Below are 26283 nucleotides of genomic sequence, written 5' to 3' on the forward strand. Positions count from 1 at the left end.
CCGCAGGACCTCCGCCCAGACGTGAAGGGGGCCGGTGTTTCACGTGAAACACCGGCCCCCTTCACCGTCCGCTCTACTTCTTGTGGTCCTTCAGGCAGAGCAGGAAGTTGCTGCCGTCGCCGGACTCCGTGTACGAGTACTGGAAGTCCTTGGCCTCCTCCGCGCACTTGCTCTCGGCGGTGAGCGCGGAGTACGAGCCCTCGACCTTCGCCAGGACGACGAACTCGGCGTCCGCGGAGCCGCAGTCGACGACCTCGAGGTCCGGGTTGTTGTCGTCGGTGCTGCCGCGGTGCATGCAGTCACCCACGGCCGCCGTGTTGGCGTCGTCGCGGCTCGATATGAAGGCGCCGACGGCCACACCAACGACGATCAGCGCGATGACGATGTTCTTGATCGTCTTGAAGCTGAGCTTGCGGCTGGGCTGCGGCGGGACGGGGGCGTACGGCGCGGCGCCCTGCGGCGGGAAGCCGGGCTGGCCACCCTGCGGCGGGTACGGCGCCTGGGGCTGTCCCTGGGCGTACGGATTCTGGCCCTGCGGCTGGTTCTGCGCGAACGGGTTGCCCTGGGACGGCGGAGTAGACACTTGGGGGTCCCCCTTGAACATAGGTGCGTGGCGCGAGTACGTCGCGCCATAAGACCCACGTAAGTTATCGGCCCCCACTGACAACTCCCCACCCAAATACGCCTCTGTGTCACTGATGTGACACTCACCGGCGTTCAAAGCGGGCCATAGCCACCGCAACCGTTCCGTAGATAACGGCCACCGTTACCACCAGCACGGCCGAGCGGCCGTCCGGCGGGAGCATGAGGGCGGCCATTCCGGCCGCGCCGACGAAGGCGACGTTGAACAGGACGTCGTAGACGGAGAAGATCCGGCCACGGAAGCCGTCCTCGACCGAGGACTGCACGACGGTGTCGGTGGCGATCTTCGCGCCCTGGGTGGTCAGGCCCAGGACGAAGGCCGCGACCAGCAGCGGGACGGTGGCGAACGGCAGGCCGAGGACGAGTTCCAGGACCGCGGCCGCCGCCGCGCACACCACGATCCAGCGGCCGGGACCGAGCCGCGCCGCCGCCCACGGCGTCACCACGGCCGCCGCGAAGAAACCGGCGCCGGACACGCCGACCGCCAGCCCCAGCAGGGCGAGCCCGTCATCCGTGTCGGAGGTCAGGGCGTACCGGCAGAGCATCAGCAGCGTCACGGTCAGGGCCCCGTAGCAGAACCGCATCAGCGTCATCGACGCCAGCGCCCAGGCGGCCTCCCGGCGCGGCGGCTCGGCGAGGTGCCGTACGCCCGCCGCCAGGTCCCGGGCCGTCCCGGCGACGGCCACCAGCAGCCGGGGCTGCACCAGGCGCGCGTCCGGCCCGAGCAACGCGACCGCGATCCGCAGCGAGGCGAGGGCCGCGCACAGATACAGTCCCGCGCCCAGCAGCACCACGGCGGCGTCGGAGTCCGACACCAGCAGCCGTACGACGAAGGCGAGGCCGCCGCCCGCGGTGGCGGCGAGCGTGCCCGCGGTCGGGGACAGGGAGTTGGCCATCACCAGACGCTCGGGGTCGACGACGCGTGGCAGCGCGGCGGACAGCCCGGCGAGGACGAAGCGGTTGACGGCGGTGACGCACAGGGCGGAGACATAGAACAGCCAGTCCGGGACCCCGCTGATGATCAGCGCGGCCGTCACCGAGGCCAGCGCGGCGCGCAGCAGATTGCCGTAGAGGAAGATCTGACGGCGGCGCCAGCGGTCGAGCAGGGCGCCGGCGAAAGGGCCGACCAGGGAGTACGGCAGCAGCAGGACCGCCATCGCGGAGGCGACCGCGGTGGGCGAGGTCTGCTTCTCCGGGGAGAAGACGACATAGGTGGCGAGGCCGACCTGGTAGACGCCGTCGGCGCCCTGGGAGAGCAGTCGTACGGCGAGCAGGCGCCTGAAGCCCTGGAAGCGCAGCAGGACGCGTAGATCGCGGACGACGGCCATGGGCACAGCCTCACATACCGAAGGGTCCCCAGGTGTACGACCCGGGGACCCTCAGCAGCTCACGGGAGCCTGTGACAGCTCACTGGAGCTTCAGCAGCTCACAGGGAGAGCCTGGTCAGCGCTCGACCTCGCCCTGGATGAACTTCTCGACGTTCTCGCGGGCCTGGTCGTCGAAGTACTGGACCGGCGGGGACTTCATGAAGTACGAGGACGCCGACAGGATCGGGCCGCCGATGCCGCGGTCCTTGGCGATCTTCGCGGCGCGCAGGGCGTCGATGATGACACCGGCCGAGTTCGGGGAGTCCCAGACCTCGAGCTTGTACTCCAGGTTCAGCGGAACGTCGCCGAACGCGCGGCCCTCCAGGCGGACGTAGGCCCACTTGCGGTCGTCGAGCCAGGCGACGTAGTCGGACGGGCCGATGTGGACGTTCTTCTCGCCCAGCTCCCGGTCGGGGATCTGGGAGGTGACGGCCTGCGTCTTGGAGATCTTCTTGGACTCCAGGCGGTCACGCTCGAGCATGTTCTTGAAGTCCATGTTGCCGCCGACGTTCAGCTGCATGGTGCGGTCCAGGATGACGCCCCGGTCCTCGAACAGCTTCGCCATGACGCGGTGCGTGATGGTGGCGCCGACCTGCGACTTGATGTCGTCACCGACGATCGGGACGCCCGCCTCGGTGAACTTGTCCGCCCACTCCTTGGTGCCGGCGATGAAGACCGGGAGGGCGTTGACGAAGGCGACCTTGGCGTCGATGGCGCACTGGGCGTAGAACTTCGCCGCGTCCTCGGAGCCGACGGGCAGGTAGCAGACGAGAACGTCGACCTGCTTGTCCTTGAGGATCTGGACGACGTCGACCGGCTCCTCGGCGGACTCCTCGATGGTCTCGCGGTAGTACTTGCCGAGACCGTCGAGGGTGTGGCCGCGCTGGACGGTCACGCCCGAGTTGGGCACGTCGCAGATCTTGATGGTGTTGTTCTCGGAGGCGCCGATGGCGTCCGCGAGGTCGAGGCCGACCTTCTTCGCGTCGACATCGAACGCGGCGACGAACTCCACGTCACGGACGTGGTACTCGCCGAACTGCACGTGCATCAGGCCGGGGACCTTGGACGCCGGGTCGGCGTCCTTGTAGTACTCGACTCCCTGCACCAGCGACGCGGCGCAGTTGCCCACGCCGACGATGGCTACGCGAACCGAACCCATTCCGGTTGCTCCCTGTGTGTACTCGGTGAGGCCCTGACGGGGACCTCACGTGGCGGTGTCGTCGGGCGAATCCGGCCGGGGTTCGTCCCCCGGCCGGGGCAGGCCGCCCGTCGCTCCAGATGTGGTGTCCTGCTGAGCGGACCCCCCGGTGGCGGTACCCCTGAGGTCCCGCCCGGCCCGCTCGCTCTCGATCAGCTCGTTCAGCCAGCGCACTTCGCGCTCCACGGACTCCATGCCGTGGCGCTGGAGCTCGAGGGTGTAGTCGTCGAGGCGCTCCCGGGTGCGAGCCAGGGAGGCGCGCATCTTTTCGAGGCGCTCCTCCAGCCGGCTGCGGCGGCCCTCCAGTACGCGCATGCGTACGTCGCGTGAGGTCTGCCCGAAGAAGGCGAACCGTGCGGCGAAGTGCTCGTCCTCGTACGCGTCGGGGCCCGTCTGTGAGAGCAGCTGTTCGAAGTGTTCCTTACCTTCTGCCGTCAACCGGTAGACGATCTTGGCCCGGCGGCCCGCGAGGGTGGCCGCGGCCTCGGTAATGTTCCCCGGCTCCTCGATCAACCAGCCGTTGGCGACCAGCGTCTTGAGGCAGGGGTAGAGCGTCCCGTAGCTGAACGCGCGGAACACACCCAGTGAAGTATTGAGCCGTTTGCGCAGCTCATAGCCGTGCATCGGAGATTCGCGGAGCAGGCCGAGTACGGCGAACTCGAGGATCCCGGAACGCCGGCTCATCGTCGCCTCCTCTCTGCCGCGGGGATTCCGTGAACGGTCTTTATGTCGTGCTGATGTATCGACTCGATACATCAGCACGATAGAACGACGGTCCTGATGCGACAAGAGGGGGGACAGTGAACGGCGTCACATCACTGATTCGCCACAAGCAAGTTGCCGGATTTGGGGTGAACTTAGGGGCCGGGGAGGTTTACAGGCTGCGTAGTCTGTGCGGCATGCACACCACCGGGAACCGAGTTGCGCCAGGGGGCGTCCCTGTCCTCGGTGCAGTACGGGTGAATGCGGTAACGGCCGCATCCGTACTTCGGGGGGACCGGAAACCAGCCGCCGTTTCCAGGCGCGCAGAGGTGCGCCTGCCCGAGGAGTAGTCGTTCGATGAGCGAGCACCGTCGCAAACCGCCGCAGCCGCAGGGAGGCGGACGTGCCGCGGCCCGACGCGGACAGTCCGGCTCGTCCTCCGGCCGCCGCGCGGCACCGCGAGGCGCCACCGGATCCCCCTCCGACTCCTATGGGTCGGGGCCCCATGGGGGTGAGGAGCGTTCCTTCGGTGGCCGCGCCGAAGCCCGCCGAGCAGCCCAGAGAAGCGGAGGGGGCCGCCGTAGAGCGGCCGAGCCCGGACGCGGCGGCAGGCGCGCCGCTCCCGGTGGCCGCGCGGCCGATCCCGGTAAGAAGCGGCTGATCGACTACCCGCGTGCGGGACGGTACGGCTGGCGCCGCTGGGTGCCGTCCTGGAAGCTCGTCTCCGGTCTGAGCCTCGCCTTCTTCGGCAGCCTGGTCGCGATCGCCGGGGTCGGCTACGCCATGGTGAGCGTGCCGGACGTGGCACAGACCGCGACGGCCCAGAACAACGTCTACTACTGGGCCGACGGCTCCGAGATGGTGTCCACCGGTGGTGAGACCAACCGGCAGATCATCAACCTGTCGCAGATCCCCAAGGAGATGCAGCTCGCGGTCGTCTCCCAGGAGAACAAGACCTTCTACAACGACAGCGGCATCGACCCGAAGGGCATCGCCCGCGCCATGTTCAACATGGCCCGCGGCGGTGACACCCAGGGTGGCTCGACCATCACCCAGCAGTACGTGAAGAACGCGATGCTGGACGACCAGTCGCAGACTGTCACCCGCAAGTTCAAGGAGTTGTTCGTCTCCATCAAGGTGGGCGCGTCGGTCTCCAAGGACGAGATCATGGCCGGGTACCTGAACTCGGCCTACTACGGCCGCAACGCCTACGGCATCCAGGCCGCCGCCCGTGCGTACTTCAACAAGGACGCCATCGACCTCAACCCGGGTCAGTGCGCGTTCCTGTCGGCCACGCTGAAGGGCGCCACCTACTACGACCCCGCGGGCGCCACCTCCATCGACCCGGTCAACGCCACGCCCGAGAAGAACAAGCGGCGTGCCAAGCTCCAGATGCAGGACACGCTGGACAAGATGGTCGAGCTGGGTCACCTCGACGCCGCGACGCGGGCCAAGTACACGGACCTGCCCAAGGTCCAGAACCCGCGCTCCAACTCCGCCCTGAGCGGCCAGACCGGTTACATCGTCGACCTCGTCAACGCCTACCTGGTCAACAACAGCGAGAAGACCGGCATCACCGAGCGCAGGCTCCGTGAGGGCGGTCTGTCGATCCACACGACCTTCAAGAAGGACAAGGTCGCGGCGCTGGAGAAGGCCGTCAAGAAGGTCGAGAAGGCCAACATCGACCCCAAGGAACGCCCCGACACGGACACGCACGTCCAGTTCGGCGGGGCCTCCGTCGACCCGGCGACCGGTGGGATCGTGGCGATCTACGGCGGTACGGACGCCACCAAGCACTTCACCAACAACGCCGACGTCACCGGTGCCCAGGTCGGTTCGACGTTCAAGCCGTTCGTGCTCGCGGCGGCGATGAAGTGGGGTGTGCGGGATCCCGACGGCCCCGAGGTCCAGGCGCAGGACGAGCGCACCGTCGTCTCCCCGAAGAGCCTGTACAGCGGCCAGAACAAGTTCAAGATCAAGAACTATGACGGCTCCGTCTGGCACGACGAGGACGGCAAGGAATGGCTCCAGGTCAACGACGGTGACAAGTCGCTGGGAACCCCGCCCGACTACAAGATCGATCTCCGCGAGGCGATGCAGTTCTCCGTGAACTCCGCTTTCGTGCAGCTCGGCATGGACGTCGGCCTGGACAAGGTCAAGGAGGCCGCGGTCGACTCGGGCATCCTGGACAACAGCCTGGTGGGCGCCACCTTCCCGTCCTTCTCCATCGGTATCTCCGACCCCAGCGCCATCCGCATGGCGGGCTCGTACGCCACCTTCGCCGCCAGCGGCCAGCAGCGGGCCCCGTACTCCGTCACCAAGGTCACCAGCAAGGACGGTCCGGTCTTCACCCACGAGGTGGAGACCAAGCAGGCCTTCACCTCGCTGGTCGCCGACAACGTCACCGACGTGCTGAAGACCGTGGTCGAGGACGGTACCGGTACCAACGCCCAGCTGCCCGGCCGTGACGTGGCCGGTAAGACCGGTACCACGGACGACAACAAGTCCGCCTGGTTCGTCGGCTACACGCCGCAGCTGTCGACCGCGATCAGCATGTTCCGGTACCCGGACGACGAGACCATCAAGGACCGCAAGTTCCTGGAGATGTACGGAACGGGTGACCAGGACTCGATCCACGGTTCGTCGTTCCCGTCCGAGATCTGGCAGGCGTACATGTCGGACGCCCTCAAGGGCGAACCGGTGAAGAAGTTCCCCAAGCCGGAGCCGATCGGCGAGATCGTCAACGAGGAGACCGCGAGCCCGACCCCCTCGGTCACCGAGACGGAGGAGGAGAGCCCGACCCCGACCCCGTCGCCCAGCAAGACGAAGAACAATCCTCCCGCGCCTCCCACGCCGACCGAGTCCTGTGACTCCTTCTGGGGCTGCGAGGGCGACGACGGCGGCAACGGCAACGGCAACGGTGGCGAGGAGACCGGCGGCACCGACGAGACCACCTCACCCACACCGACGATCACGGAGACCGGTGACGACGGCGGGGCGAACGGCAACGGCGGGAACGGCAATGGAGGCCTCTTCGGGGGTGACACCACCTAGCGGCCGTTCGGAGGCGACGTCGCTTGTCCATCACCCGGAGGCGGCGTCGCCATTCCTCGCTTGGACACGATGTCGCTTGTCCGGCATTCGTCGGCGGCATCGCTTATCCGCCGTATGACCCGGCACGGGTGTTTCACGTGAAACATGGGGCCGCCGCACCGACCAGGTGCGGCGGCCCTCGCCGTGTTCTCAGACGGGTACGGCAGGATGTGCCCCATGCCCAGTGCAGAGACGACACAAGCGAGCGCACGCCGATCCGACCTGGTGCAGCCCACGCGGGCCGACGAGGTCGCGGTGACCGGCAGTGAGCTGATCGGCGGCCCCATCGGCAGGCGCGCCCTGCTCGGGACGTCCTGGTGGACGCCCGTACGGGTGATCGCGCTCGTGGCGATCGGCATGTTCGCCCTCGGCCTGGTCCAGAAGGCCCCCTGCTACAACGGGGGCTGGTTCTTCGGCGCCAGTTCGCAGTACACGCACGCCTGCTACTCGGACATCCCGCACCTCTACAACGGCCGTGGCTTCGCCGACGGGCTCGTGCCGTACTTCGACCGGCTCCCCGGTGACATGGAGTACCTGGAGTACCCGGTGCTCACCGGCGTCTTCATGGAAGTCGCGGCTTGGCTCACACCGGGCAGCGGCAGCATCCAGGACCAGGAGCAGTGGTACTGGATGGTCAACGCGGGGATGCTGATGATCTGCGCGGTCATCATCGCCGTCTGTGTCTCCCGCACGCACACCCGGCGGCCCTGGGACGGTCTGCTCATCGCCCTGGCCCCCGCCTTCGCGCTGACCGCGACCATCAACTGGGACCTGCTGGCCGTCGCCCTCACCGCCGCCGCGATGCTGATGTGGTCACGAGGACGCTCGCTCGCCTTCGGCGTCCTGCTGGGGCTCGCCACGGCCGCCAAGCTCTATCCCTTCCTCCTGCTCGGCCCGCTGCTCGTACTGTGCTGGCGCGCGGGCAAATGGCGGGACTTCGGAAAGGCGCTGGCGGGCGCGGCCTTCGCCTGGCTGGTCGTGAACCTTCCGGTGATGCTGCTGGCCTTCGACGGCTGGTCGAAGTTCTACACCTTCAGCCAGGAGCGCGGCGTCGACTTCGGGTCCTTCTGGCTGATCATGGCCCAGAACTCCAGTGATCCCCTGAGCACCGAGACCGTCAACTCGCTCGCGATGTTCCTGATGCTGCTGAGCTGCGCGGGCATCGCGGCGCTCACCTTCACCGCCCCGCGCCGACCGCGCTTCGCTCAGCTGGCCTTCCTGATCGTCGCCGCGTTCATCCTCACCAACAAGGTCTACTCGCCCCAGTACGTCCTGTGGCTGGTGCCGCTGGCCGTCCTCGCCCGGCCCAAGTGGCGGGACTTCCTGATCTGGCAGGCGTGCGAGGTGGCGTACTTCCTCGGCATCTGGATGTACCTCGCTTACACGACCAGCGGAGACGCCCACAAGGGTCTGCCGACCGACGGCTACCACTGGGCCATCGGCCTGCACCTGCTCGGTACGGCTTACCTGTGCGCCGTCGTCGTACGCGACATCCTCATGCCGGAGCGGGACGTGGTGCGCCGGGCGGGTGACGACGACCCCTCGGGCGGTGTCCTGGACGGGGCCGACGACGTGTTCGTCCTCGGTTCGGCGGCCCGTTATCGGCCCCGGCACGCTGTGCACGCCGGGGAGGGGGCGGAGGGGCCTCAGGTGAACTGGGGCGGGCAGGCCGACGGGGAGCGGTGAAGAGGCGTGGCGGCGGCGGCTGAAGGACCGCCGCTGGTGTCAGGGCGTCGGCGCTAGCGGTCCACCAGGCGGTCGAACTGCGTGGTGGTGTGGCGGAGATGGGCCACCAGTTCGTCGCCCACCTTCGGCTCCGGCGCGTCCGAGGGCACGAACAAGATGGAGACCTGCATGTGCGGCGGCTCGGCGAACCAGCGCTGCTTGCCGCCCCAGACGAACGGGGAGAGGTTGCGGTTGACCGTGGCCAGACCGGCCCGGGCGACGCCCTTGGCGCGCGGCATGACGCCGTGCAGCGCCTTGGGGGCCTCCAGGCCCACCCCGTGCGACGTTCCGCCCGCCACGACCACCAGGAAGCCGTCCGAGGCCACCTTCTGCTGCCGGTAGCCGAAGCGGTCGCCCTTGGCGACCCGGGTGACGTCCAGGACGGCGCCGCGGTACTCGGTGGCCTCGTGGTCCCCCAGCCACAGCCGGGTGCCGATCCGGGCCCGGAAGCGGGTCTGCGGGAACTGCTGCTGGAGCCGGGCGAGTTCCTCGGCCTTGAGGTGGCTGACGAACATCGTGTGCAGCGGCAGCCGGGCCGCGCGCAGCCGGTCCATCCAGCCGATGACCTCCTCGACGGCGTCCGAGCCGTCGGTGCGGTCCAGCGGCAGATGGATCGCGAAGCCCTCAAGACGGACGTTCTCGATGGCGGCGTGCAGTTGCGCGAGGTCCTGCTCGCTCACGCCGTGCCGCTTCATCGAGGACATGACCTCGATGACCACGCGGGCCCCCACCAGGCCGTACACACCGTCGATCGACGATACCGACCGGATGACCCGGTCCGGCAGCGGCACGGGCTCCTCGCCGCGCCGGTACGGCGTCAGGACCAGCAGGTCGCCGCCGAAGAAGTCCTTGATGCTCGCGGCCTCGTACGTCGTGCCGACGGCGAGGACGTCCGAGCCCAGCCGAGTGGCCTCCTCCGCGAGCCGCTCGTGGCCGAAGCCGTAGCCGTTGCCCTTGCAGACCGGGACGAGCCCCGGGAACTGCTCCTGCACGTGCTTGTGATGCGCCCGCCAGCGCGCGGTGTCGACGTAGAGCGTGAGCGCCATGGCCGGACCTGGAACCTTTCTCGTGGCTGCGGTGTATCAGAGGTGTGGAAGCTATGGAACCAATGGATGCTATGGAACCAAACGTCCGGGGCTCAGCGGCGGGACATGTAGATGTCGAGCGCCTTGTGGAGCAGCTTGTTGAGCGGGAAGTCCCACTCGCCGAGGTACTCGGCGGCCTCACCGCCCGTGCCCACCTTGAACTGGATCAGACCGAAGAGATGGTCGGTCTCGTCCAGCGAGTCGGAGATGCCCCGCAGGTCGTAGACGGTGGCGCCGAGCGCGTAGGCGTCCCGCAGCATCCGCCACTGCATCGCGTTCGAGGGCCGGACCTCACGGCCGATGTTGTCCGAGGCGCCGTAGGAGTACCAGACGTGGCCGCCGACGACCAGCATCGTCGCAGCGGCCAGGTTCACGCCGTTGTGACGGGCGAAGTACAGCCGCATCCGGTTGGGGTCCTCGGTGTTGAGGGCCGACCACATGCGCTGGAAGTACCCCAGCGGGCGCGGGCGGAAGTGGTCGCGCACAGCGGTGATCTCGTACAGCCGCTGCCACTCCTCCAGGTCGTGGTAGCCGCCCTGGACGACCTCCACGCCCGCCTTCTCCGCCTTCTTGATGTTGCGGCGCCACAGCTGGTTGAAGTTCTTGTGCACCTCTTCCAGCGACCGGTTCGCCAGCGGCACCTGGAAGACATAGCGGGGCTGCACATCGCCGAACCCGGCGCCGCCGTCCTCGCCCTGCTGCCAGCCCATACGGCGCAGCTTGTCGGCCACCTCGAAGGCCCGGGGTTCGATGAAGTCGGCCTCGATGTCCCGCAGCCGCTTCACGTCCGGGTCCTGGATGCCCTTCTTGATGGACGTGGCGTCCCAGCGGCGGATGACCACCGGCGGGCCCATCTTCACGGAGAAGGCGCCCTGCTGCTTGAGGTGGGCCAGCATCGGCTGGATCCAGTCGTCCAGATTCGGCGCGAACCAGTTGATGACCGGGCCCTCGGGGAGGTAGGCCAGATAGCGCTTGATCTTGGGAAGCTGCCGGTAGAGGACCAGACCCACACCGACCAGCTCACCGGTGCGGTCATCGAACCAGCCGAGGTTCTCGGAGCGCCACTCCGCCTTCACGTCTGCCCAGGCCGGGACCTGCATGTGACTCGCCGCCGGCAGGCTCTGGATGTAGGCCAGATGCTGCTCGCGGCTGATGGTCCTCAAGGTCAGGCTCATTCGGGGCGCTCCTCGGGCTGGTGTGTCCCCATGGGGTCAGGGGCTCCGGCTCTCGCGCCGAAGCCTACTGCGCCCCGGGAGCGCCCCGGATGGGCACACGGAAGCTTCGCCCGGCCCACGGCCTACCGGAGTACACGGAGGCGTCGTGCAAGAGCGGCGCCCGCGGGCTCGGGGACGCCTCGCGCTCAGCCGACGACGCCGCCGAAGAGTCCGCCGTGCGCCATCCCGAGGAAGAAGCCGACGGCTGCGGCGCCGAGCCCCAGAACCAGGCCGAAGCGTTCGCGGGTCGTCTCCGAGACCCACTGCCCGTACGCGCCCGCCATGATCCCCAGCAGGCCCGTCCAGGAGCTGAGGAGATGCAGGTCGTGGAACATCGCCGAGATGAAGGCCGTCAGTCCGAGCACCAGCGTCACCGCGAGCAGGGTGTCCTGGAGCGGATGACGCCTGCCGTCCGTGGCGAACAGAGAGCCGGCGGTGTTGGGTCGCATTGCCTGTGCCATGGGGCACCTCCTGCGGAAGACGGCGCACTGTAGCGCCATACACACCCGATGTGTACAGATTGACCGCCTCCCCGGCCGGATTTCAACCGGAAGCAGCTGTGCGGGTACTCTGTACCCTCTGCACCGGTGTCTGCCCACACCGAGTCGGCGACGCGTCAGGTACCCGTCCCGGCCTACCTGGGAAACCGCCGACCGGCCTCGATTGTCAGTGGCGGCCGATACCGTTGCGTACGCATCACAACCCTCCTGCCACGGAACGACCGTGGCCGCTGAGTCCAAAGGAGGTGGGTTCCACATGCGTCACTACGAGGTGATGGTCATCCTCGACCCCGACGTCGAGGAGCGCGCTGTCTCCCCGCTGATCGAGAACTTCCTCTCTGTCGTCCGTGACGGCGGCGGAAAGGTAGAGAAGGTCGACACCTGGGGTCGTCGTCGTCTCGCGTACGAGATCAAGAAGAAGCCCGAGGGCATCTACTCGGTCATCGACCTTCAGGCCGAGCCTGCGGTCGTCAAGGAGCTCGACCGCCAGATGAACCTGAACGAGTCGGTCCTCCGGACCAAGGTCCTCCGCCCCGAGACCCACTGAGCTTCCGCTCAGCCGATCTCGGGATCCGAGTAGTACCAGCAGCCAGCAGCAAACCCGCCGAGAGGTTCCCCCATGGCAGGCGAGACCGTCATCACGGTCATCGGCAATCTTGTCGATGACCCCGAGCTGCGCTTCACCCCCTCCGGTGCGGCGGTCGCGAAGTTCCGTGTCGCGTCCACCCCCCGCACCTTCGACCGTCAGACCAATGAGTGGAAGGACGGCGAGAGCCTCTTCCTGACCTGCTCGGTCTGGCGCCAGGCGGCGGAGAACGTCGCCGAGTCGCTCCAGCGAGGCATGCGCGTCCTCGTGCAGGGCCGACTGAAGCAGCGGTCCTACGAGGACCGTGAGGGCGTCAAGCGCACGGTCTACGAGCTGGACGTCGACGAGGTCGGCCCCAGCCTGCGCAACGCCACGGCCAAGGTCACCAAGACCAGCGGTCGCGGTGGCCAGGGTGGCTACGGCGGCGGTGGCGGCCAGCAGCAGGGCGGTGGCTGGGGCGGCGGTCCCGGCGGCGGCCAGCAGCAGGGCGGCGCCCCTGCCGACGACCCCTGGGCGACCGGCGCACCCGCCGGTGGCCAGCAGGGTGGCGGCGGTGGCTGGGGCGGCGGCTCCGGCGGCTCCGGCGGCGGCTACTCGGACGAGCCCCCCTTCTAGACCTTCGGGTCCACGGCCTTCGGGCCGAGGGCGGGCGGTATCCAAACTTCTTGATCACACAGGAGAAACACCATGGCGAAGCCGCCTGTGCGCAAGCCTAAGAAGAAGGTCTGCGCATTCTGCAAGGACAAGGTCACGTACGTGGACTACAAGGACACGAACATGCTGCGGAAGTTCATTTCCGACCGCGGCAAGATCCGTGCCCGCCGCGTGACCGGCAACTGCACGCAGCACCAGCGTGACGTCGCCACGGCCGTCAAGAACAGCCGTGAGATGGCGCTGCTGCCCTACACGTCCACCGCGCGCTAAGGGAAGGGTGACCGACTCATGAAGATCATCCTCACCCACGAGGTCTCCGGCCTCGGTGCCGCGGGCGACGTCGTCGACGTCAAGGACGGTTACGCTCGCAACTACCTGATCCCGCGGAAGTTCGCTATCCGCTGGACCAAGGGTGGCGAGAAGGACGTCGAGCAGATCCGTCGTGCTCGCAAGATCCACGAGATCCAGACCATCGAGCAGGCCAACGCCGTCAAGGCGCAGCTCGAGGGTGTCCGGGTCCGCCTGGCCGTCCGCTCCGGCGACGCCGGTCGTCTCTTCGGTTCCGTCACCCCGGCCGACATCGCCTCGGCGATCAAGGCTGCCGGTGGTCCCGAGGTCGACAAGCGCCGCATCGAGCTGGGCTCGCCGATCAAGAGCCTGGGCGCCCACGAGACGTCCGTGCGTCTGCACCCCGAGGTTGCCGCCAAGGTCAACGTCGAGGTCGTCGCGGCCTGATCGCCGCGCTCGGCTTGAACAGCTGAGAGGGGCCGCACCCTGCGGGGTGCGGCCCCTGTTGTTTCACGTGAAACGCGGTGAGTGTGCTCAGCGCGTCGCGCCGGTGACGAGCCAGCGGCCCGAGCGGGTGCGTACCCACAGGGTGAGCATCCGGACCGCCATCATCAGGTTCATCGCCACCCAGAGCGCGGTGAGGCCACCGCCGAGGGCGGGCACGAGGAGCGCGACGGGAGCGAAGACCGCCAGGGTGAGCAGCATGGCCCAGGCGAGATAGGGACCGTCCCCCGCACCCATCAGTACGCCGTCCAGGACGAAGACCACCCCACTGATGGGCTGGCAGACGGCCACGACGATCAGTGCGGGCAGCGCGGCGTCCTTCACCAGGGGGTCGCTGGTGAACAGGGGCAGGAACACCGGGCGTGCCACGACGACCAGGATCCCCAGGACAACCCCGGCCGCGACGCCCCACTGGACCATCCGGCGGCAGACATCGCGGGCGCCCTGGGCGTCACCGGCGCCGAGGTACCGCCCGATGATGGCCTGCCCGGCAATGGCGATGGCGTCGAGGGCGAAGGCCAGCAGGCTCCACAGCGACAGGATGATCTGGTGCGCCGCGATATCGGCATCTCCGAGGCGGGCGGCAACCGCCGTGGCGATCATCAGGATCGCCCGCAGCGACAGGGTGCGCACCAGCAGCGGCGCCCCGGCCTGAGCGGATGCCCTGATGCCGGGAAGGTCGGGGCGCAGCGCGGCGCCGTGCTTGCGGGCGCCGCGGATGACGACCGTGAGGTACACGGCGGCCATCCCGCACTGGGCGATGACCGTGCCCCAGGCGGAGCCCGCGATGCCCAGGTCGGCGCCGTAGACGAGGCCCACATTGAGGGCGGCGTTGGCGACGAACCCGGCGATGGCGACATACAGGGGCGTCCTGGTGTCCTGGAGCCCGCGCAGCACACCAGTGGCGGCGAGGACCATGAGCATGGCCGGGATGCCGAGGGAGGAGATCCTGAGGTAGGTGGTGGCATACGGGGCCGCGGTGTCGGAGGCGCCGAACAGTTCGACGAGGGCGGGTGCTGTGGGCAGGACTACGGCGATGACCGCCGCGCCGAGCAGCAGGGCGAGCCAGATGCCGTCGATGCCCTGGCGGAGCGCGGCCTGGAGGTCGCCCGCGCCCATCCGTCGGGCGACGGCCGCGGTGGTGGCGTAGGCGAGGAAGACGAAGACGCTCACGGCGGTCGTGAGGAGGGCGGAGGCGACGCCGAGCCCGGCGAGCTGGGCGGTGCCGAGGTGGCCCACGATCGCGCTGTCGGCCATGACGAACAGGGGCTCGGCGACCAGTGCGCCGAAGGCCGGAACGGCCAGCGCGACGATCTCTCGGTCATGCTGGCGCCGTGCGGCACGGGGGGTCGCGGAGGCCTGTGTCATGAGCACCAATCTAATCGTCCACAGGTAAGAGATGTAAAGGGTATACGACCCTTACGGCCGGTCGCTTGGCGTGTACTCTCACACACAGTCAGAAACGATCTTGAGCCGACTGGGGAAGTTTTTGTTCTGCACAGCCGGTGGATGGGAAAGCCGCAGGTCAGAGCCGATTTGTGAGGGAGGCTCTGAGCTTGTTCACAGGCCTGTCCACCGGGTCGTGCACAGGTTTCGCCGAGTTCTCCACAGCATCAGGGCCGTCGTCCACATGGCCTGTGGATAACCAGATTGGCTGACGGTGCCGGGGGGCCTACGGTTGTCCGGCGCCCGCTCCGTTCGTCGGCAGCCAAACCAATACAAAACCGACGCGTCGCAAGTGGAGTTGGGCTTCTCGGATTGTCGGTGCCGTGCCGTAGAAATGAGGGGCACGGCGAGGTCCGCTCGGCGGACGGGAGGAGGTGGCTCGGTGAGTATTTCCGAGCCCTTGGACGACCCGTGGGCCGACAGCGGTCCCAGTGATCGTCTGCCCGCTTCCCGCCGCCGCGGCGACGGGGGACGGGGCCGGGACGAGCAGCACGACCGTGGGCCGGACGGCAATGGATGGGACGGCGGTGGTTCGTCCTTCGAGCGGGTGCCGCCGCAGGACCTCAACGCCGAGCAGTCCGTCCTCGGTGGCATGCTCCTGTCCAAGGACGCCATCGCGGACGTCGTGGAGATCCTCAAGGGCCATGACTTCTACAAGCCCTCGCACGAGACGATCTACCAGTCGATCCTCGACGTCTACGCCCGTGGGGAACCGGCCGACCCGATCACCATCGCCGCCGAGCTGACCAAGCGCGGCGAGATCAACAAGGTCGGCGGGGCGGCCTATCTGCACTCGCTGGTCCAGACGGTGCCGACCGCGGCGAACGCCGAGTACTACGCGGAGATCGTGCACGAGCGCGCGGTCCTGCGCCGGTTGGTGGAGGCCGGGACCCGGATCACCCAAATGGGATACGCGGCCGACGACGACGTCGACGAGATCGTCAACCGTGCCCAGGCGGAGATCTACGCGGTCACCGAGCAGCGCACCAGCGAGGACTATCTGCCGCTCGGCGACATCATGGAGGGCGCGCTCGACGAGATCGAGGCGATCGGCTCGCGCAGCGGTGAGATGACGGGCGTGCCCACCGGGTTCACCGACTTCGACTCGCTCACCAACGGTCTGCACCCCGGCCAGATGATCGTCATCGCCGCGCGTCCCGCGATGGGCAAGTCGACGCTTGCGCTGGACTTCGCCCGGGCGGCATCCATCAAGAACAACCTGCCGAGCGTCATCTTCTCGCTGGAGATGGGGCGCAACGAGATCGCGATGCGTCTGCTGTCGGCGGAGGCCCGGGTCGCCCTGCACCATATGCGCTCCGGCACCATGACCGACGAGGACTGGACGCGCCTCGCGCGCCGGATGCCCGATGTCTCTGCGGCACCGCTCTACATCGACGACTCACCGAACCTGTCGATGATGGAGATCCGGGCCAAGTGCCGTCGGCTGAAGCAGCGCAACGACCTTCGCCTGGTGGTCATCGACTACCTCCAGCTGATGCAGTCGGGCGGCTCCAAGCGCGCCGAGAGCCGCCAGCAGGAGGTCTCGGACATGTCCCGAAACCTCAAGCTGCTCGCCAAGGAGCTGGAGCTGCCGGTCATCGCGCTCTCCCAGCTGAACCGTGGTCCCGAACAGCGCACGGACAAGAAGCCGATGGTCTCCGACCTGCGTGAGTCGGGCTCCATCGAACAGGACGCCGACATGGTCATCCTGCTGCACCGCGAGGATGCCTACGAGAAGGAGTCCCCCCGTGCCGGTGAGGCGGACCTGATCGTGGCCAAGCACCGAAACGGCCCCACGGCGACGATCACGGTCGCCTTCCAGGGCCACTACTCGCGGTTCGTGGACATGGCACAGACCTGATCCGCTGTGGTGGGGTATCGCCCGCCGTCCCTGCAGCGTCACTATTTCGACGCATACGAGGACCAACTGCGGGCCGACCACCCGGACTGGTCGGTTGAGCAGGTCCACTCGGTGGCCATCCGTTACGTGTCTCAGCCGGAGACCGCACCCCGCAGCGCAGGCGCGGCGGTTGACTTGACGCTCGCAGACGCCGACGGCCGTGAACTCGACATGGGCACCCACATGGACGCGACTCCCGAGGAGAGCGCGGGCGCCTGGTGTACGCAGGCCGACAACATCAGCGGCCAGGCCCGCTCCCATCGGGACATCCTGGGGACGGCGCTCACCGCTGTGGGCCTGGTCCACTACCCCACGGAGTGGTGGCACTGGTCATACGGAGACGGCTACTGGGCCCTGATGACAGGAGCGGACGCCGCCCTCTACGGGCCCAAGGAGCTGGGTCAGCACTACCGAACACAGGCGCCCATATGGTGGCCCGATGACATCGATCAAGAAAGTCCAAGTCACCTTCGACTGCGCGGAACCTGAGCGCCTCGCCCGCTTCTGGTGCGAGGTGTTGGGGTACGTCGTGCCGCCGCCACCGAAGGGGTTTGACACCTGGGACGATTACCAGCGCTCTCTGCCGCCCGAACAGCGGGATTCATGGTTCGCCTGTGTGGATCCCTCGGGGGTAGGCCCGCGGCTGTACTTCCAGCGTGTTCCCGAAGGGAAGGCGGCCAAGAACCGGGTGCATCTCGATGTGCGGGTCGGCACCGGGCTCGTCGGCGAGGAGCGGCTTGCCGCGCTTGAGGCCGAGTGCGCGCGGCTGGTCCCGCTCGGTGCGGTACATGTGCGAACGCTGTACGACGGCGAGGACGCGTGCATTCCGATGCTGGACATCGAGGGCAACGAGTTCTGCCTCGACTGAGGAGCGGCGGACGAGCCTCGCCCCGCGCAAATGCGCTCGACGTGTGCTTTCCCGCAGGGTGGACTGAGCGCATGACGACTTCTGAAGAGGACTTGCTTCCGGGGACCCGGCGGGCGTTGCTGCACCGGATTGCCGTGGCCCAGGCGGAAGGGCGTGCGCCGTCGCTGGTGGCGACCGTCGTCCGGGATGGGCGGGCGGTCTGGCACGGGGCGCGGACCTCGGTGGACGGACATGGTCCGGATGAGCGTGTGCAGTACCGGATCGGGTCGATCACCAAGACCTTCACCGCTGTCCTGGTGCTGCGGTTGAGAGACGAGGGCCTGCTGGATCTCGGTGATCCGCTGGAGAAGCATCTGCCGGGCACCGGTGTGGGTGAGGCCACGATCGCCGAGTTGCTCGCCCACAGCAGTGGGCTCGCGGCCGAGTCGCCCGGGCCGTGGTGGGAGCGGACGCCCGGGTCCCTGCGTCCAGAGCTTGCCGATGTGCTCGGAAAGCGTCCCTTCCTGCATCCGGTGGGCCGTAGGTTCCACTACTCGAACCCCGGCTACACGTTGCTGGGCGCGCTGGTTGAGAAGGTGCGGGGCGCCTCCTGGGAGGAGGTGCTTCAGCGGGAGGTGCTTGAACCCCTGGAGCTGAGGCGTACGAGCGTACGGCCGCAGGCTCCCGCGGCGGGCGGTTGGGCGGTGCATCCCTGGGCGGACGCGCTGTTGCCCGAGCCAACCGAGGACTTGGGGCGGATGGCGGCGGCCGGGCAACTCTGGTCGACCACGGCCGACCTGGCGCGCTTCGCCGTCTTCCTGATGCAGGGCGACGACCGGGTGCTGAGCGCGGAGACCGTACGGGAGATGCGTGCACCGGCCGCGCCCGGCGAAGCGGCGGATGTGGCGGACGGTGTCTCCTACGGGCTCGGTCTGCAGATCCAGCACCGTGACGGGCGGCTGTTGGTGGGGCACTCGGGTTCGCTGCCGGGGTTCCTGGCCAGCCTCACCATTGCCGCGGCGGATGATGTGGCGGCGGTGGTGCTGACGAACTGCACTTCTGGACCGGTGGTGTCGGCGGTGGGCGCCGATCTCGTACGGATCGTCGCCGAGGCCGAGCCGCGGATCCCGGAGCCATGGCGACCGCTGCGGGAGGTTGAGCCGACCACGCTGGAGTTGGCGGGGCAGTGGTACTGGGGGACGTACGCCTTCGGTCTGCGGGTGACCGCCGATGGACTGATCTCGCTGGAGCCGCTGTCCGGCAACGGTCGCCGCTCGCGGTTCCGGGCGAACGACGATGGCACCTGGACGGGGCTGGAGGGCTACTACGCCGGTGAGCTGCTGCAGGCCGTACGGCGGGTGGACGGGAGCGTGAGCCACCTTGACCTGGGGTCCTTTGTGTTCACCCGTCAGCCCTATGACGAGGGGGCGTCGGTGCCGGGCGGAGTGGACCCCGACGGCTGGCGGGGAGTCGGCTAGCGCTTGGCCGTCCGTGCCGCCCTGCGCCCTGTTTCACGTGAAACAGGGGGCTCTTGACTGAGGGCAGGGCGCTGCCTGCCCTCAGAGCGGGAGCTTGAAGCCGGTGTGCGAGGCCTGGAACCCGAGCCGCTCATAGAAGCGGTGGGCGTCGGTGCGTGTGTTGTCTGAGGTCAGTTGCACCAACTGGCAGTTCTGTCGCCGGGATTCGGCGATGGCCCACTCGATGAGCTGGGTGCCCAGGCCGCCGCCGCGCGCGTCGGGGTGGACGCGGACGGCTTCGATGATCGACCTGGTGGCACCACGCCGTGACAGCCCTGGAATGACGGTGAGCTGGAGTGTGCCGACGACGCGGTCCTCGCGGACGGCGACGACCAGGTGCTGGTTCGGGTCGGCGCTGAGGCGTTCCAGGGCGGCTCGGTAGGGGGCCAGATCGCCCGGGGACTCGCGCTGGGCGCCCAGTGGGTCGTCGGCGAGCATGCCGACGATCGCGGGCAGATCGTCGGCGACTGCGGCTCGTATTTCAAGATCTCCCATGCCCGCACCCTAGGCGGGCACGTTCAACGACTCCACGACCCTCACCAGCGGGGCCAACTCGGGATTCCTGGCGGCCTCGTCGAGTGCTTCGCGCAGGGCGGCGTCATTGGTGGGCCGTGCCTCGTTCAGCAGCTTCAGCCCGGCCTCGGTGACGTTGGTGTAGATGCCGCGGCGGTCGGTGGGGCAGAGGTAGCGCTCCAGGAGGCCGCGGTCCTCGAGGCGGGTGACGAGCCGGGTGGTGGCGCTCTGGCTCAGGACCACCGCGTCGGCGACCTGCTTCATCTGGAGATGGCCGCCGTCGCCGTCGTGCTGTCGGCTGAGGACGTCGAGCAGGGAGTACTCGCGCACGCTGAGGGTGTGGTGGCTCTGCAGGGCGCGTTCGATGTGTGCCTCGATCCTGCCGTGGAGCAGGGAGAGGGCGCACCAGCCCTGGGCGAGGGCGGTGAGCGCGGGGTCCGTCGCTGTCATTGGCGTGTTCCTCCGTCCCGGAGCGGCTGGGTTCAAGGATAGGGCAGTGCCGCAATAGCCCGCCGTTGCATATAGCCCGCGTCTGCAAGTATTGTGGTCGCACGTAAAGCGCTCCTGCAATCACTTGGGAAGGTACCCTTCCATGCCTCTCGCGCTCCTGGCCCTCGCGATCGGGGCCTTCGGCATCGGCACGACCGAGTTCGTGATCATGGGCTTGCTGCCCGAGGTCGCGGGCGACTTCGGAGTCTCCATCCCCACGGCTGGTTTCCTGGTCACCGGATACGCCCTCGGCGTGATGTTCGGCGCCCCGCTGATGACCGTGCTCGGCACCAAGGTCTCCCGCAAGCGGATGCTGATGCTGCTGATGGGCCTGTTCATCGTCGGCAATCTGCTCTCCGCCCTGGCCCCGGCCTTCGCGGTCATGCTGATCGGCCGCGTGGTCGCCTCACTCGCCCATGGAGCCTTCTTCGGCATCGGCTCGGTCGTGGCGGCCGAGCTGGTCGCCCCGGACAAGAAGGCCGGTGCCATCGCCATGATGTTCACCGGACTGACCGTCGCCAACGTCGTCGGTGTCCCGCTCGGCACGCTCGTCGGACAGTCCGTCGGCTGGCGCGTCACCTTCGGCATCGTCGCCGGACTCGGTGTGCTCGGCCTGTTCGGTATCGCCCGGCTCGTCCCGGACCTGCCCAAGCCGGAGGGCGTACGGCTGCGTCACGAGGTGGCCGCCTTCAAGAACGTCCAGGTGCTGCTCGCCATGGCGATGACCGTGCTCGGCTTCGGCGGTGTCTTCGCGGCCATCACCTACATCGCGCCGATGATGACCGACGTCACCGGATTCGCCGAGGGCTCCGTCACCTGGCTGCTGGTCCTCTTCGGACTCGGCATGGTGGGCGGCAACCTGATCGGCGGCAGCTTCGCCGACCGCGCCCTGATGCCCATGCTCTACGTCTCTCTGGGCGGCCTCGCCGTCGTCCTCGCGCTGTTCACCCTCACCGCGCACAACAAGATCCTCGCGGCCGTCACCATCGTGCTGGTGGGCGCGCTGGGCTTCGCCACCGTCCCGCCGCTCCAGAAGCGCGTCCTGGACCAGGCGCACGGCGCCCCGACGCTGGCCTCCGCCATGAACATCGGCGCGTTCAACCTCGGCAACGCCCTGGCCGCCTGGCTCGGCGGCCTGGTGATCGCAGGCGGTCTCGGCTACACCGCCCCCAACTGGGTGGGCGCGCTGCTGGCCGCCGCCGCCCTGGGCCTCGCGGTCCTGTCGGCCGCCCTGGAGCGCCGTGACAGTGCCCCCAGCACCGTCGTAGCGGCTGGCGTTCCCGCCGAGCAGCGGACTCCGGCTCCTCACTGACAGCCGGACACCGCACCGCCCCCTGACACACGCGGGGCCAGGGCCGTCCCCGCAACCGAGCCACCCCTGTACGTCACGCTCAGCACCCGCAAGGAGATCACCCCCATGAGCACCACCACCGTCACCCCGCTGACCACCCAGGACGCCGAGACCCTCGTCACCGCGGCCCACCGCGCCGCCGAGGCCGCGGGCGTCACGGTCAGCGTGACCGTCCTGGACGCCGGTGGTCATCTGCTCGCCTTCCGCCGCGACGACCGAGCCGTGCTGATCTCCGGAGAGACCAGCACCCGCAAGGCCTACACCGCGCTGCAGCTCAACGCCCCCACCGCCGAACTGGTCGACGCGGTCAAGCCGGACGGGCCCTTCCACACCCTGCCTACCGCCCTCGACCGGCCGCTGCTGTTCATCGCGGGAGGTATCCCCGTCCACCGTGACGGTCGTCTGGTCGGCGCCCTCGGAGTCGGCGGCGGGGCGCCCGAGCAGGATCACGTCTTCGCCACGGCCGCTGTCGAGGCGCTGGCCTGACGGCGGCTCGCGAGCACGGAGCAACGCCGGTTCCCGATGCGGGGACCGGCGTTCCCGTTTCCCGGTTCAGCCCGCGGCCACCGTCAGTGGAGCGAAGCGCCGACTCCAGTCCCCGGGCAGTTCCGCGGTCCCGTAGGTCATGACCGCGTTGAAGGCGACGGATACCAGACCGCGCTCCTTGACCCAGGCCAGCAGCTCCTCGTGCCGCACATCGATGTCGGTGCGCAGAGGGCGGTCGGTGTGGGCGGCGAGGGAGGCGATGAGCGCCTTCGCCGTCTCGGTGTCCCGGGCGATCAGCGGGCCCACCACATGGGTGTCCATGTTGGGCCAGGCGGCCGCGTATCCGATGATCTCGCCGTTCTCCACGGCGACCCGCACCCGGTCGGCGAAGGCGGGCAGCCGGGTGATGATGTGCGTGCGATCCGGGCCGAAGGCCTGGGTGTCCAGCCGCAGAATCGCCGGGAGGTCCTCGGCGGTGGCGGGGCGCGTGGCGACCGCGGGCTCCGGCCCACCGGCCGTGAAGCGTCCGCGCACCATTTCCGCCCGGCCGACGGTCTTGAAGCCGAGTTCCTCGTAGAGCGGGCGGCCGTGCGGCGTCGCGTGCAGCGTCAGGGGAGTCGTACTCATCGATGAGATGACATGGCGCATGAGCCTGCGGCCGATGCCCTGGCGGGCATGGCGCTCGGCGACCAGAACCATGCCGATGGCACCCAGGTCGGGCCGGTCCGGCACCCCGTACTCCGTGACGACACATGCGCTGACAAGGCCGCCGTCGGGGTCGTCGATGCCATATCCCTTCCCGGCCGTGAGGAGAAATCCCCACTTGTGTTCCTCGCGCGGCCACCCCCGGTCCTCGGACAAGTCGGCGCAGGCGGGGAGATCGCGCAGCGTCAGTCGGCGGATGGGGAGAGCGGCGAGGGGAGGAGTAGGCACGCAGGTCAGGCTGTCAACGTATGCCGTTGGCGTCCACCTGTTTCGGAAGAGAGGTACGGGCTTTTGGCCGTGCGGAACCCGGGCACACAGCGTTCGCGCAGGTACGAGGTGTTTCACGTGAAACATCAGCGAACGACGGGCATCCGGCCGTCGTGGGCCGGAACTGTGAGATGCCCGTGAATCGGTATGACGCGCCCGGTAATGGGGGGAATTGATGGTTCGCTCCTCGGTCAATCACCGCGTGGGGAAGGTGTGACTTGTGTGCCTGGCGGTGGCCGGTATGGTCGACTCCGGTTCCAGGGGAATGGACCGAATGCGGCCGCGTTTCGAGGCGAGGCAGACCATGGACGCTCCGACCACCATGTCGGCGGACGACGGCGCTTCCGGCGGGGGCGGCTGGTTCACCTCGCGCGAGCCCTCCCCGGACGCCGTCCTCGTCCGCCGGACCATGGACGAGATAGCCCCAGTGGCCGACGAGGTCACCTCCTACTTCTACGCGCTGCTTTTCGTACGCGCCCCCGGCTTACGCCCTCTGTTCCCGGCCGCGATGGACGCCCAGCGGGACCGCCTCTTCAGGGCGCTGCTCACTGCCGCCGAGCACATCGACCACCCCGACACCCTCGTGAGCTACCTGCAGAACCTGGGCCGGGGCCACCGCAAGTACGGCACCCGACCCGAGCACTATCCGGTGGTCGGCGAGTGTCTCATCGGTGCGCTGAGCCGCTACGCGGCCTCCGTCTGGGACGAGCAGACGGAGGCCGCCTGGATCCGCGCGTACACGACGATCTCGCAGGTGATGATCGACGCCGCGGCGGCCGACGCCGTGCGGACCCCGCCCTGGTGGTACGCGGAAGTCGTCTCACACGACCTCAGGACGCCGGACGTGGCGGTCGTCACCGTCCGCCCCGACCAGCCCTATCCCTTCCTGGCCGGGCAGTACACCAGTGTGGAGACCCCCTGGTGGCCGCGCATATGGCGGCACTACTCCTTCGCCTCGGCGCCCCGCTCCGACGGACTGCTGACCTTCCATGTGAAGGCGGTCCCCGCGGGCTGGGTCTCCAACGCCCTGGTGCACCGCGCCCGTCCGGGCGACATCATCCGCCTCGGTCCAGCCACCGGATCGATGACCGTGGACCACACCACCAGCAGCGGCCTGCTCTGCCTTGGCGGTGGCACCGGCATAGCCCCCATCAAGGCGTTGGTCGAGGATGTCGCCGAACATGGCAGGCGCCGACCGGTCGAGGTGTTCTACGGCGCCCGCACCGACGATGACCTGTACGACATCGACACGATGCTCCGGCTCCAGCGGGCGCACCCCTGGCTCGCGGTCCGCGCGGTCGTCGACCAGCGGGCGCGCGCCCAGCTCCCCGATGCCCTCCGTGGCTTCGGCCCCTGGAACGAGTACGACGCCTATCTCTCCGGGCCGCCCGGCATGATCCGCAGCGGTGTGCACGCCCTGAGGGCAGCCGGAGTCCCGACCGAGCGGATACGCCACGACGCGCTCGAGGAACCCGCTGGCTGATGCCCCCGCCTCGCGTGTCAGCCCAGGTCGGGGGCGTGCATCGCCCGTACGCCCTCAATATTGCCGTCGAGGTAGTGCCGTAGCGACAGCGGTACGAGATGGACGGAGGCGATTCCGACGCGGGTGAACGGCACTCGTACGATCTCGTACTCGCCCGCGGGTTCGTCCACTTCGGGGCCGTGGCGCAGGGCCGGGTCCATGGACTCCAGTCGGCAGACGAAGAAGTGCTGCACTTTTACACCGGTCGCACTGGCGTCCTCGCCGATGTGCTCGACGGTGTCCACGAAACAGGGCACGACATCGGTGATCTTGGCGCCGAGTTCCTCGTACACCTCGCGGTGCAGGGCGTCGACGACGGTGGTGTCCCCCGGTTCGACTCCGCCACCGGGAGTGACCCAGTAGGGATCCACACCGGGCTTGGTGCGCTTGATCAGGATCAGGTCGCCACCGTCCAGCAGAACGGCGCGGGCGGTGCGCTTGACCACGGGTCGGACGGTCATGGAAGAAATGTGGCCCGCTTGGTTCCACGTGAAACATCGCGAAAGATCACCGGGCGGGCTCAGGGAGCGAGTACTCCGGGGAGCTTCTCGGCAGCTTGGTCAGTCCCAGGCGGTGGCGGCCCGCTGAAGCCACTCATGGGCTCGCGCGATGTGCGGCATGGCCAGCGTCCCGGTACGCACCACCAGGAAATACGTGCGCAGCGGGGGCACCGGGGGCTCATGGAGGGCGACCACATCACCGCGTTCGAGAGCGGACGCGCAGAGATACCGCGGCAGCACCGCGAGCCCGGCGCCCGCGCTCGCGCAGGCGAGCACGGCGCGCAGGTCGGGCACGATGACGGTCCCGGAGGCGGAGGGGCGGCAGTCGAAGACGGAGGCCCAGTAACGGGAGACGAAGGGGAGCGACTCATGCACCTCGACGACGGGCACGTTCTCCAGGGCGAGCGCGCCCTTGCCGCGCAGCGTTCCCGGGCCGATCTCCTTGTGCCAGCGGGGGGCGGCGACCAGGACGTGCTCCTCGTCGCAGAGCGCGGTCGCGGTGAGCAGGGCGCCGCGTGGCTGGGCCGTACTGATGGCCAGATCATGGTGTCCGGCGGACAGCCCCTCCAGAGCCTCCTCCGCGTTGCCGAACGACGCGCGCAGCGCGAACCCCTGCCCGTCGTCACCGGTCAGCTCCACGAGCGCGGGCAGCGCGCGCTCGGCGGTGAACTCCGGTGGCCCGGCGAGATGCAGGGTGCGTAAGGAGGAGTCGTCATCGAGCCCGGTCTCGGCGATCTCCACCAGGGCGTCGAGATGCGGTGCCGCCTTGTGGGCGAGTTCGTCGCCGATCATTGTCGGGGTGACGCCCCGCGCCTGTCGTAGGAACAGCGGGCGGCCGAGTTGTCGTTCCAGAGTGCGAATCTGTGCGGTGACGGCGGGCTGGGACAGGCCCAGCAGAGCGGCGGCGCGGGTGAAGGAACCGGCCCGGTGCACGGTGACGAACGTGCGCAGTAAGGCCAGATCCATGGCGGGCCATCCCCTTCTCCCTGCCCTGTTCAGCTGATCAGTCCTCCGGGCAGGGCCCAACTATAAATAAGTCGATAGGTCTCTGCCGCTACTGTGATTGGACACTGACACAGAGTCAACTAGCCTTGTTCGCGCGGTTCTTCGCGCGCGGAACCGAGGGCGGTCCGAGCCACGAGGGGGGAGGCTCGGACCGTCCGTTCTACGTACCCGGCGCTC

The 26283-nt window shown here is 68.5% G+C and carries 25 protein-coding genes and 1 pseudogene; 13 read left to right on the forward strand and 13 right to left on the reverse strand.

Going from position 1 to position 26283, the window contains the following annotated elements:
- Positions 1-73 precede the first annotated feature (73 nt).
- From ACFVQG_RS10335 to ACFVQG_RS10350, 4 genes are all read right to left on the reverse strand, one after another.
- The gene (locus tag ACFVQG_RS10335) at positions 74-583 is read right to left on the reverse strand and encodes a hypothetical protein (RefSeq protein WP_383379097.1); all 510 of its coding nucleotides are present in this window, start codon (positions 581-583) and stop codon (positions 74-76) included.
- 124 nt (positions 584-707) lie between these two features.
- Positions 708-1970, reverse strand: a complete 1263-nt coding sequence (locus ACFVQG_RS10340; protein WP_383379100.1) for an MFS transporter — start codon at positions 1968-1970, stop codon at positions 708-710.
- A gap of 115 nt (positions 1971-2085) precedes the next feature.
- Positions 2086-3168 carry an inositol-3-phosphate synthase gene (locus ACFVQG_RS10345; protein ID WP_383379103.1) on the reverse strand — a complete coding sequence of 361 codons (1083 nt, stop codon included), beginning with the start codon at positions 3166-3168 and terminating at the stop codon, positions 2086-2088.
- A gap of 45 nt (positions 3169-3213) precedes the next feature.
- Entirely contained in the window at positions 3214-3891 is a 678-nt protein-coding gene (locus ACFVQG_RS10350; protein ID WP_383379106.1) for a helix-turn-helix transcriptional regulator, read from the reverse strand.
- A 375-nt stretch (positions 3892-4266) separates the two neighbouring features.
- On the opposite strand from ACFVQG_RS10350, the gene ACFVQG_RS10355 reads away from it, so the two are divergent.
- Both ACFVQG_RS10355 and ACFVQG_RS10360 read left to right on the forward strand, forming a co-directional pair.
- On the forward strand, positions 4267-6963 hold the full coding sequence (locus ACFVQG_RS10355; protein WP_383379109.1) for a transglycosylase domain-containing protein: 2697 nt from the start codon (positions 4267-4269) through the stop codon (positions 6961-6963).
- Between the two features lie 207 nt (positions 6964-7170).
- Entirely contained in the window at positions 7171-8688 is a 1518-nt protein-coding gene (locus tag ACFVQG_RS10360) for a glycosyltransferase family 87 protein (RefSeq protein WP_383379765.1), read from the forward strand.
- 53 nt (positions 8689-8741) lie between these two features.
- On the opposite strand, the gene ACFVQG_RS10365 is transcribed toward ACFVQG_RS10360, so the two are convergent.
- From ACFVQG_RS10365 to ACFVQG_RS10375, 3 genes are all read right to left on the reverse strand, one after another.
- Complete coding sequence (locus tag ACFVQG_RS10365; protein WP_383379112.1) at positions 8742-9773, reverse strand: alanine racemase; 1032 nt, start codon at positions 9771-9773, stop codon at positions 8742-8744.
- A gap of 92 nt (positions 9774-9865) precedes the next feature.
- Entirely contained in the window at positions 9866-10987 is a 1122-nt protein-coding gene (gene femX / locus ACFVQG_RS10370; protein ID WP_383379115.1) for a peptidoglycan bridge formation glycyltransferase FemX, read from the reverse strand.
- A gap of 185 nt (positions 10988-11172) precedes the next feature.
- Positions 11173-11487: a hypothetical protein gene (locus tag ACFVQG_RS10375; RefSeq protein ID WP_383379118.1), complete on the reverse strand. Its 315-nt coding sequence runs from the start codon at positions 11485-11487 to the stop codon at positions 11173-11175.
- Between the two features lie 295 nt (positions 11488-11782).
- On the opposite strand from ACFVQG_RS10375, the gene rpsF reads away from it, so the two are divergent.
- The 4 genes from rpsF to rplI all read left to right on the forward strand — a co-directional run bounded on the left by rpsF (position 11783) and on the right by rplI (position 13501).
- The gene (gene rpsF / locus ACFVQG_RS10380) at positions 11783-12073 is read left to right on the forward strand and encodes a 30S ribosomal protein S6 (RefSeq protein ID WP_003991486.1); all 291 of its coding nucleotides are present in this window, start codon (positions 11783-11785) and stop codon (positions 12071-12073) included.
- A gap of 72 nt (positions 12074-12145) precedes the next feature.
- Entirely contained in the window at positions 12146-12727 is a 582-nt protein-coding gene (locus ACFVQG_RS10385; protein ID WP_383379121.1) for a single-stranded DNA-binding protein, read from the forward strand.
- Between the two features lie 72 nt (positions 12728-12799).
- Positions 12800-13036: a 30S ribosomal protein S18 gene (gene rpsR / locus ACFVQG_RS10390; RefSeq protein ID WP_003949403.1), complete on the forward strand. Its 237-nt coding sequence runs from the start codon at positions 12800-12802 to the stop codon at positions 13034-13036.
- An 18-nt stretch (positions 13037-13054) separates the two neighbouring features.
- Positions 13055-13501 carry a 50S ribosomal protein L9 gene (gene rplI / locus ACFVQG_RS10395; RefSeq protein WP_383379124.1) on the forward strand — a complete coding sequence of 149 codons (447 nt, stop codon included), beginning with the start codon at positions 13055-13057 and terminating at the stop codon, positions 13499-13501.
- Positions 13502-13588: 87 nt separating this feature from the next.
- Here rplI and ACFVQG_RS10400 read toward each other — a convergent pair whose 3' ends face one another.
- Positions 13589-14926: an MATE family efflux transporter gene (locus ACFVQG_RS10400; protein WP_383379127.1), complete on the reverse strand. Its 1338-nt coding sequence runs from the start codon at positions 14924-14926 to the stop codon at positions 13589-13591.
- 460 nt (positions 14927-15386) lie between these two features.
- On the opposite strand from ACFVQG_RS10400, the gene dnaB reads away from it, so the two are divergent.
- From dnaB to ACFVQG_RS10420, 4 genes and pseudogenes are all read left to right on the forward strand, one after another.
- The gene (gene dnaB, locus ACFVQG_RS10405) at positions 15387-16865 is read left to right on the forward strand and encodes a replicative DNA helicase (RefSeq protein ID WP_383379130.1); all 1479 of its coding nucleotides are present in this window, start codon (positions 15387-15389) and stop codon (positions 16863-16865) included.
- Between the two features lie 6 nt (positions 16866-16871).
- Positions 16872-17393, forward strand: a pseudogene (locus tag ACFVQG_RS10410) (M15 family metallopeptidase); the annotation flags it as partial.
- Positions 17344-17772, forward strand: a complete 429-nt coding sequence (locus ACFVQG_RS10415; RefSeq protein WP_383379133.1) for a VOC family protein — start codon at positions 17344-17346, stop codon at positions 17770-17772. The pseudogene ACFVQG_RS10410 and the gene ACFVQG_RS10415, both read left to right, overlap by 50 nt.
- Positions 17773-17843: 71 nt before the next feature.
- Positions 17844-19229, forward strand: a complete 1386-nt coding sequence (locus tag ACFVQG_RS10420; protein ID WP_383379138.1) for a serine hydrolase domain-containing protein — start codon at positions 17844-17846, stop codon at positions 19227-19229.
- 81 nt (positions 19230-19310) lie between these two features.
- On the opposite strand, the gene ACFVQG_RS10425 is transcribed toward ACFVQG_RS10420, so the two are convergent.
- On the reverse strand, positions 19311-19763 hold the full coding sequence (locus ACFVQG_RS10425) for a GNAT family N-acetyltransferase (RefSeq protein WP_383379141.1): 453 nt from the start codon (positions 19761-19763) through the stop codon (positions 19311-19313).
- Positions 19764-19772: 9 nt separating this feature from the next.
- Positions 19773-20231, reverse strand: coding sequence for a MarR family winged helix-turn-helix transcriptional regulator (locus ACFVQG_RS10430; protein ID WP_383379144.1), 459 nt, complete (start codon positions 20229-20231; stop codon positions 19773-19775).
- Between the two features lie 142 nt (positions 20232-20373).
- On the opposite strand from ACFVQG_RS10430, the gene ACFVQG_RS10435 reads away from it, so the two are divergent.
- A complete protein-coding gene (locus tag ACFVQG_RS10435; RefSeq protein WP_383379147.1) occupies positions 20374-21582 on the forward strand; it encodes an MFS transporter in 1209 nt (402 codons plus the stop codon).
- 105 nt (positions 21583-21687) lie between these two features.
- On the forward strand, positions 21688-22107 hold the full coding sequence (locus ACFVQG_RS10440; RefSeq protein ID WP_383379150.1) for a heme-binding protein: 420 nt from the start codon (positions 21688-21690) through the stop codon (positions 22105-22107).
- 66 nt (positions 22108-22173) lie between these two features.
- Here the strand turns inward: ACFVQG_RS10440 and ACFVQG_RS10445 are convergent, their stop codons facing one another.
- Positions 22174-23040: a GNAT family N-acetyltransferase gene (locus tag ACFVQG_RS10445; protein ID WP_383379153.1), complete on the reverse strand. Its 867-nt coding sequence runs from the start codon at positions 23038-23040 to the stop codon at positions 22174-22176.
- Positions 23041-23383: 343 nt separating this feature from the next.
- Between ACFVQG_RS10445 and ACFVQG_RS10450 the strand changes: the two genes are divergently transcribed.
- On the forward strand, positions 23384-24562 hold the full coding sequence (locus ACFVQG_RS10450) for a globin domain-containing protein (RefSeq protein ID WP_383379156.1): 1179 nt from the start codon (positions 23384-23386) through the stop codon (positions 24560-24562).
- A gap of 17 nt (positions 24563-24579) precedes the next feature.
- On the opposite strand, the gene ACFVQG_RS10455 is transcribed toward ACFVQG_RS10450, so the two are convergent.
- On the reverse strand, positions 24580-25062 hold the full coding sequence (locus ACFVQG_RS10455) for an NUDIX domain-containing protein (RefSeq protein ID WP_383379159.1): 483 nt from the start codon (positions 25060-25062) through the stop codon (positions 24580-24582).
- A gap of 99 nt (positions 25063-25161) precedes the next feature.
- Positions 25162-26067, reverse strand: a complete 906-nt coding sequence (locus tag ACFVQG_RS10460) for a LysR family transcriptional regulator (RefSeq protein WP_383379162.1) — start codon at positions 26065-26067, stop codon at positions 25162-25164.
- Positions 26068-26283 lie beyond the last annotated feature (216 nt).

It is taken from the genome of Streptomyces sp. NPDC057877, assembly GCF_042796855.1.
GTDB lineage: Bacteria > Actinomycetota > Actinomycetes > Streptomycetales > Streptomycetaceae > Streptomyces.

Excerpts from the sequence above, each read along its gene's own strand:
- ACFVQG_RS10340 (WP_383379100.1), bottom strand. The coding sequence starts at position 1,970 with ATGGCCGTCGTCCGCGATCTACGCGTCCTGCTGCGCTTCCAGGGCTTC.
- ACFVQG_RS10345 (WP_383379103.1), bottom strand. The coding sequence starts at position 3,168 with ATGGGTTCGGTTCGCGTAGCCATCGTCGGCGTGGGCAACTGCGCCGCG.
- ACFVQG_RS10350 (WP_383379106.1), bottom strand. The coding sequence starts at position 3,891 with ATGAGCCGGCGTTCCGGGATCCTCGAGTTCGCCGTACTCGGCCTGCTC.
- ACFVQG_RS10355 (WP_383379109.1), top strand. The coding sequence starts at position 4,267 with ATGAGCGAGCACCGTCGCAAACCGCCGCAGCCGCAGGGAGGCGGACGT.
- ACFVQG_RS10360 (WP_383379765.1), top strand. The coding sequence starts at position 7,171 with ATGTGCCCCATGCCCAGTGCAGAGACGACACAAGCGAGCGCACGCCGA.
- ACFVQG_RS10365 (WP_383379112.1), bottom strand. The coding sequence starts at position 9,773 with ATGGCGCTCACGCTCTACGTCGACACCGCGCGCTGGCGGGCGCATCAC.
- femX (WP_383379115.1), bottom strand. The coding sequence starts at position 10,987 with ATGAGCCTGACCTTGAGGACCATCAGCCGCGAGCAGCATCTGGCCTAC.
- ACFVQG_RS10375 (WP_383379118.1), bottom strand. The coding sequence starts at position 11,487 with ATGGCACAGGCAATGCGACCCAACACCGCCGGCTCTCTGTTCGCCACG.
- rpsF (WP_003991486.1), top strand. The coding sequence starts at position 11,783 with ATGCGTCACTACGAGGTGATGGTCATCCTCGACCCCGACGTCGAGGAG.
- ACFVQG_RS10385 (WP_383379121.1), top strand. The coding sequence starts at position 12,146 with ATGGCAGGCGAGACCGTCATCACGGTCATCGGCAATCTTGTCGATGAC.
- rpsR (WP_003949403.1), top strand. The coding sequence starts at position 12,800 with ATGGCGAAGCCGCCTGTGCGCAAGCCTAAGAAGAAGGTCTGCGCATTC.
- rplI (WP_383379124.1), top strand. The coding sequence starts at position 13,055 with ATGAAGATCATCCTCACCCACGAGGTCTCCGGCCTCGGTGCCGCGGGC.
- ACFVQG_RS10400 (WP_383379127.1), bottom strand. The coding sequence starts at position 14,926 with ATGACACAGGCCTCCGCGACCCCCCGTGCCGCACGGCGCCAGCATGAC.
- ACFVQG_RS10415 (WP_383379133.1), top strand. The coding sequence starts at position 17,344 with ATGACATCGATCAAGAAAGTCCAAGTCACCTTCGACTGCGCGGAACCT.
- ACFVQG_RS10420 (WP_383379138.1), top strand. The coding sequence starts at position 17,844 with ATGACGACTTCTGAAGAGGACTTGCTTCCGGGGACCCGGCGGGCGTTG.
- ACFVQG_RS10425 (WP_383379141.1), bottom strand. The coding sequence starts at position 19,763 with ATGGGAGATCTTGAAATACGAGCCGCAGTCGCCGACGATCTGCCCGCG.
- ACFVQG_RS10430 (WP_383379144.1), bottom strand. The coding sequence starts at position 20,231 with ATGACAGCGACGGACCCCGCGCTCACCGCCCTCGCCCAGGGCTGGTGC.
- ACFVQG_RS10435 (WP_383379147.1), top strand. The coding sequence starts at position 20,374 with ATGCCTCTCGCGCTCCTGGCCCTCGCGATCGGGGCCTTCGGCATCGGC.
- ACFVQG_RS10440 (WP_383379150.1), top strand. The coding sequence starts at position 21,688 with ATGAGCACCACCACCGTCACCCCGCTGACCACCCAGGACGCCGAGACC.
- ACFVQG_RS10450 (WP_383379156.1), top strand. The coding sequence starts at position 23,384 with ATGGACGCTCCGACCACCATGTCGGCGGACGACGGCGCTTCCGGCGGG.
- ACFVQG_RS10455 (WP_383379159.1), bottom strand. The coding sequence starts at position 25,062 with ATGACCGTCCGACCCGTGGTCAAGCGCACCGCCCGCGCCGTTCTGCTG.
- ACFVQG_RS10460 (WP_383379162.1), bottom strand. The coding sequence starts at position 26,067 with ATGGATCTGGCCTTACTGCGCACGTTCGTCACCGTGCACCGGGCCGGT.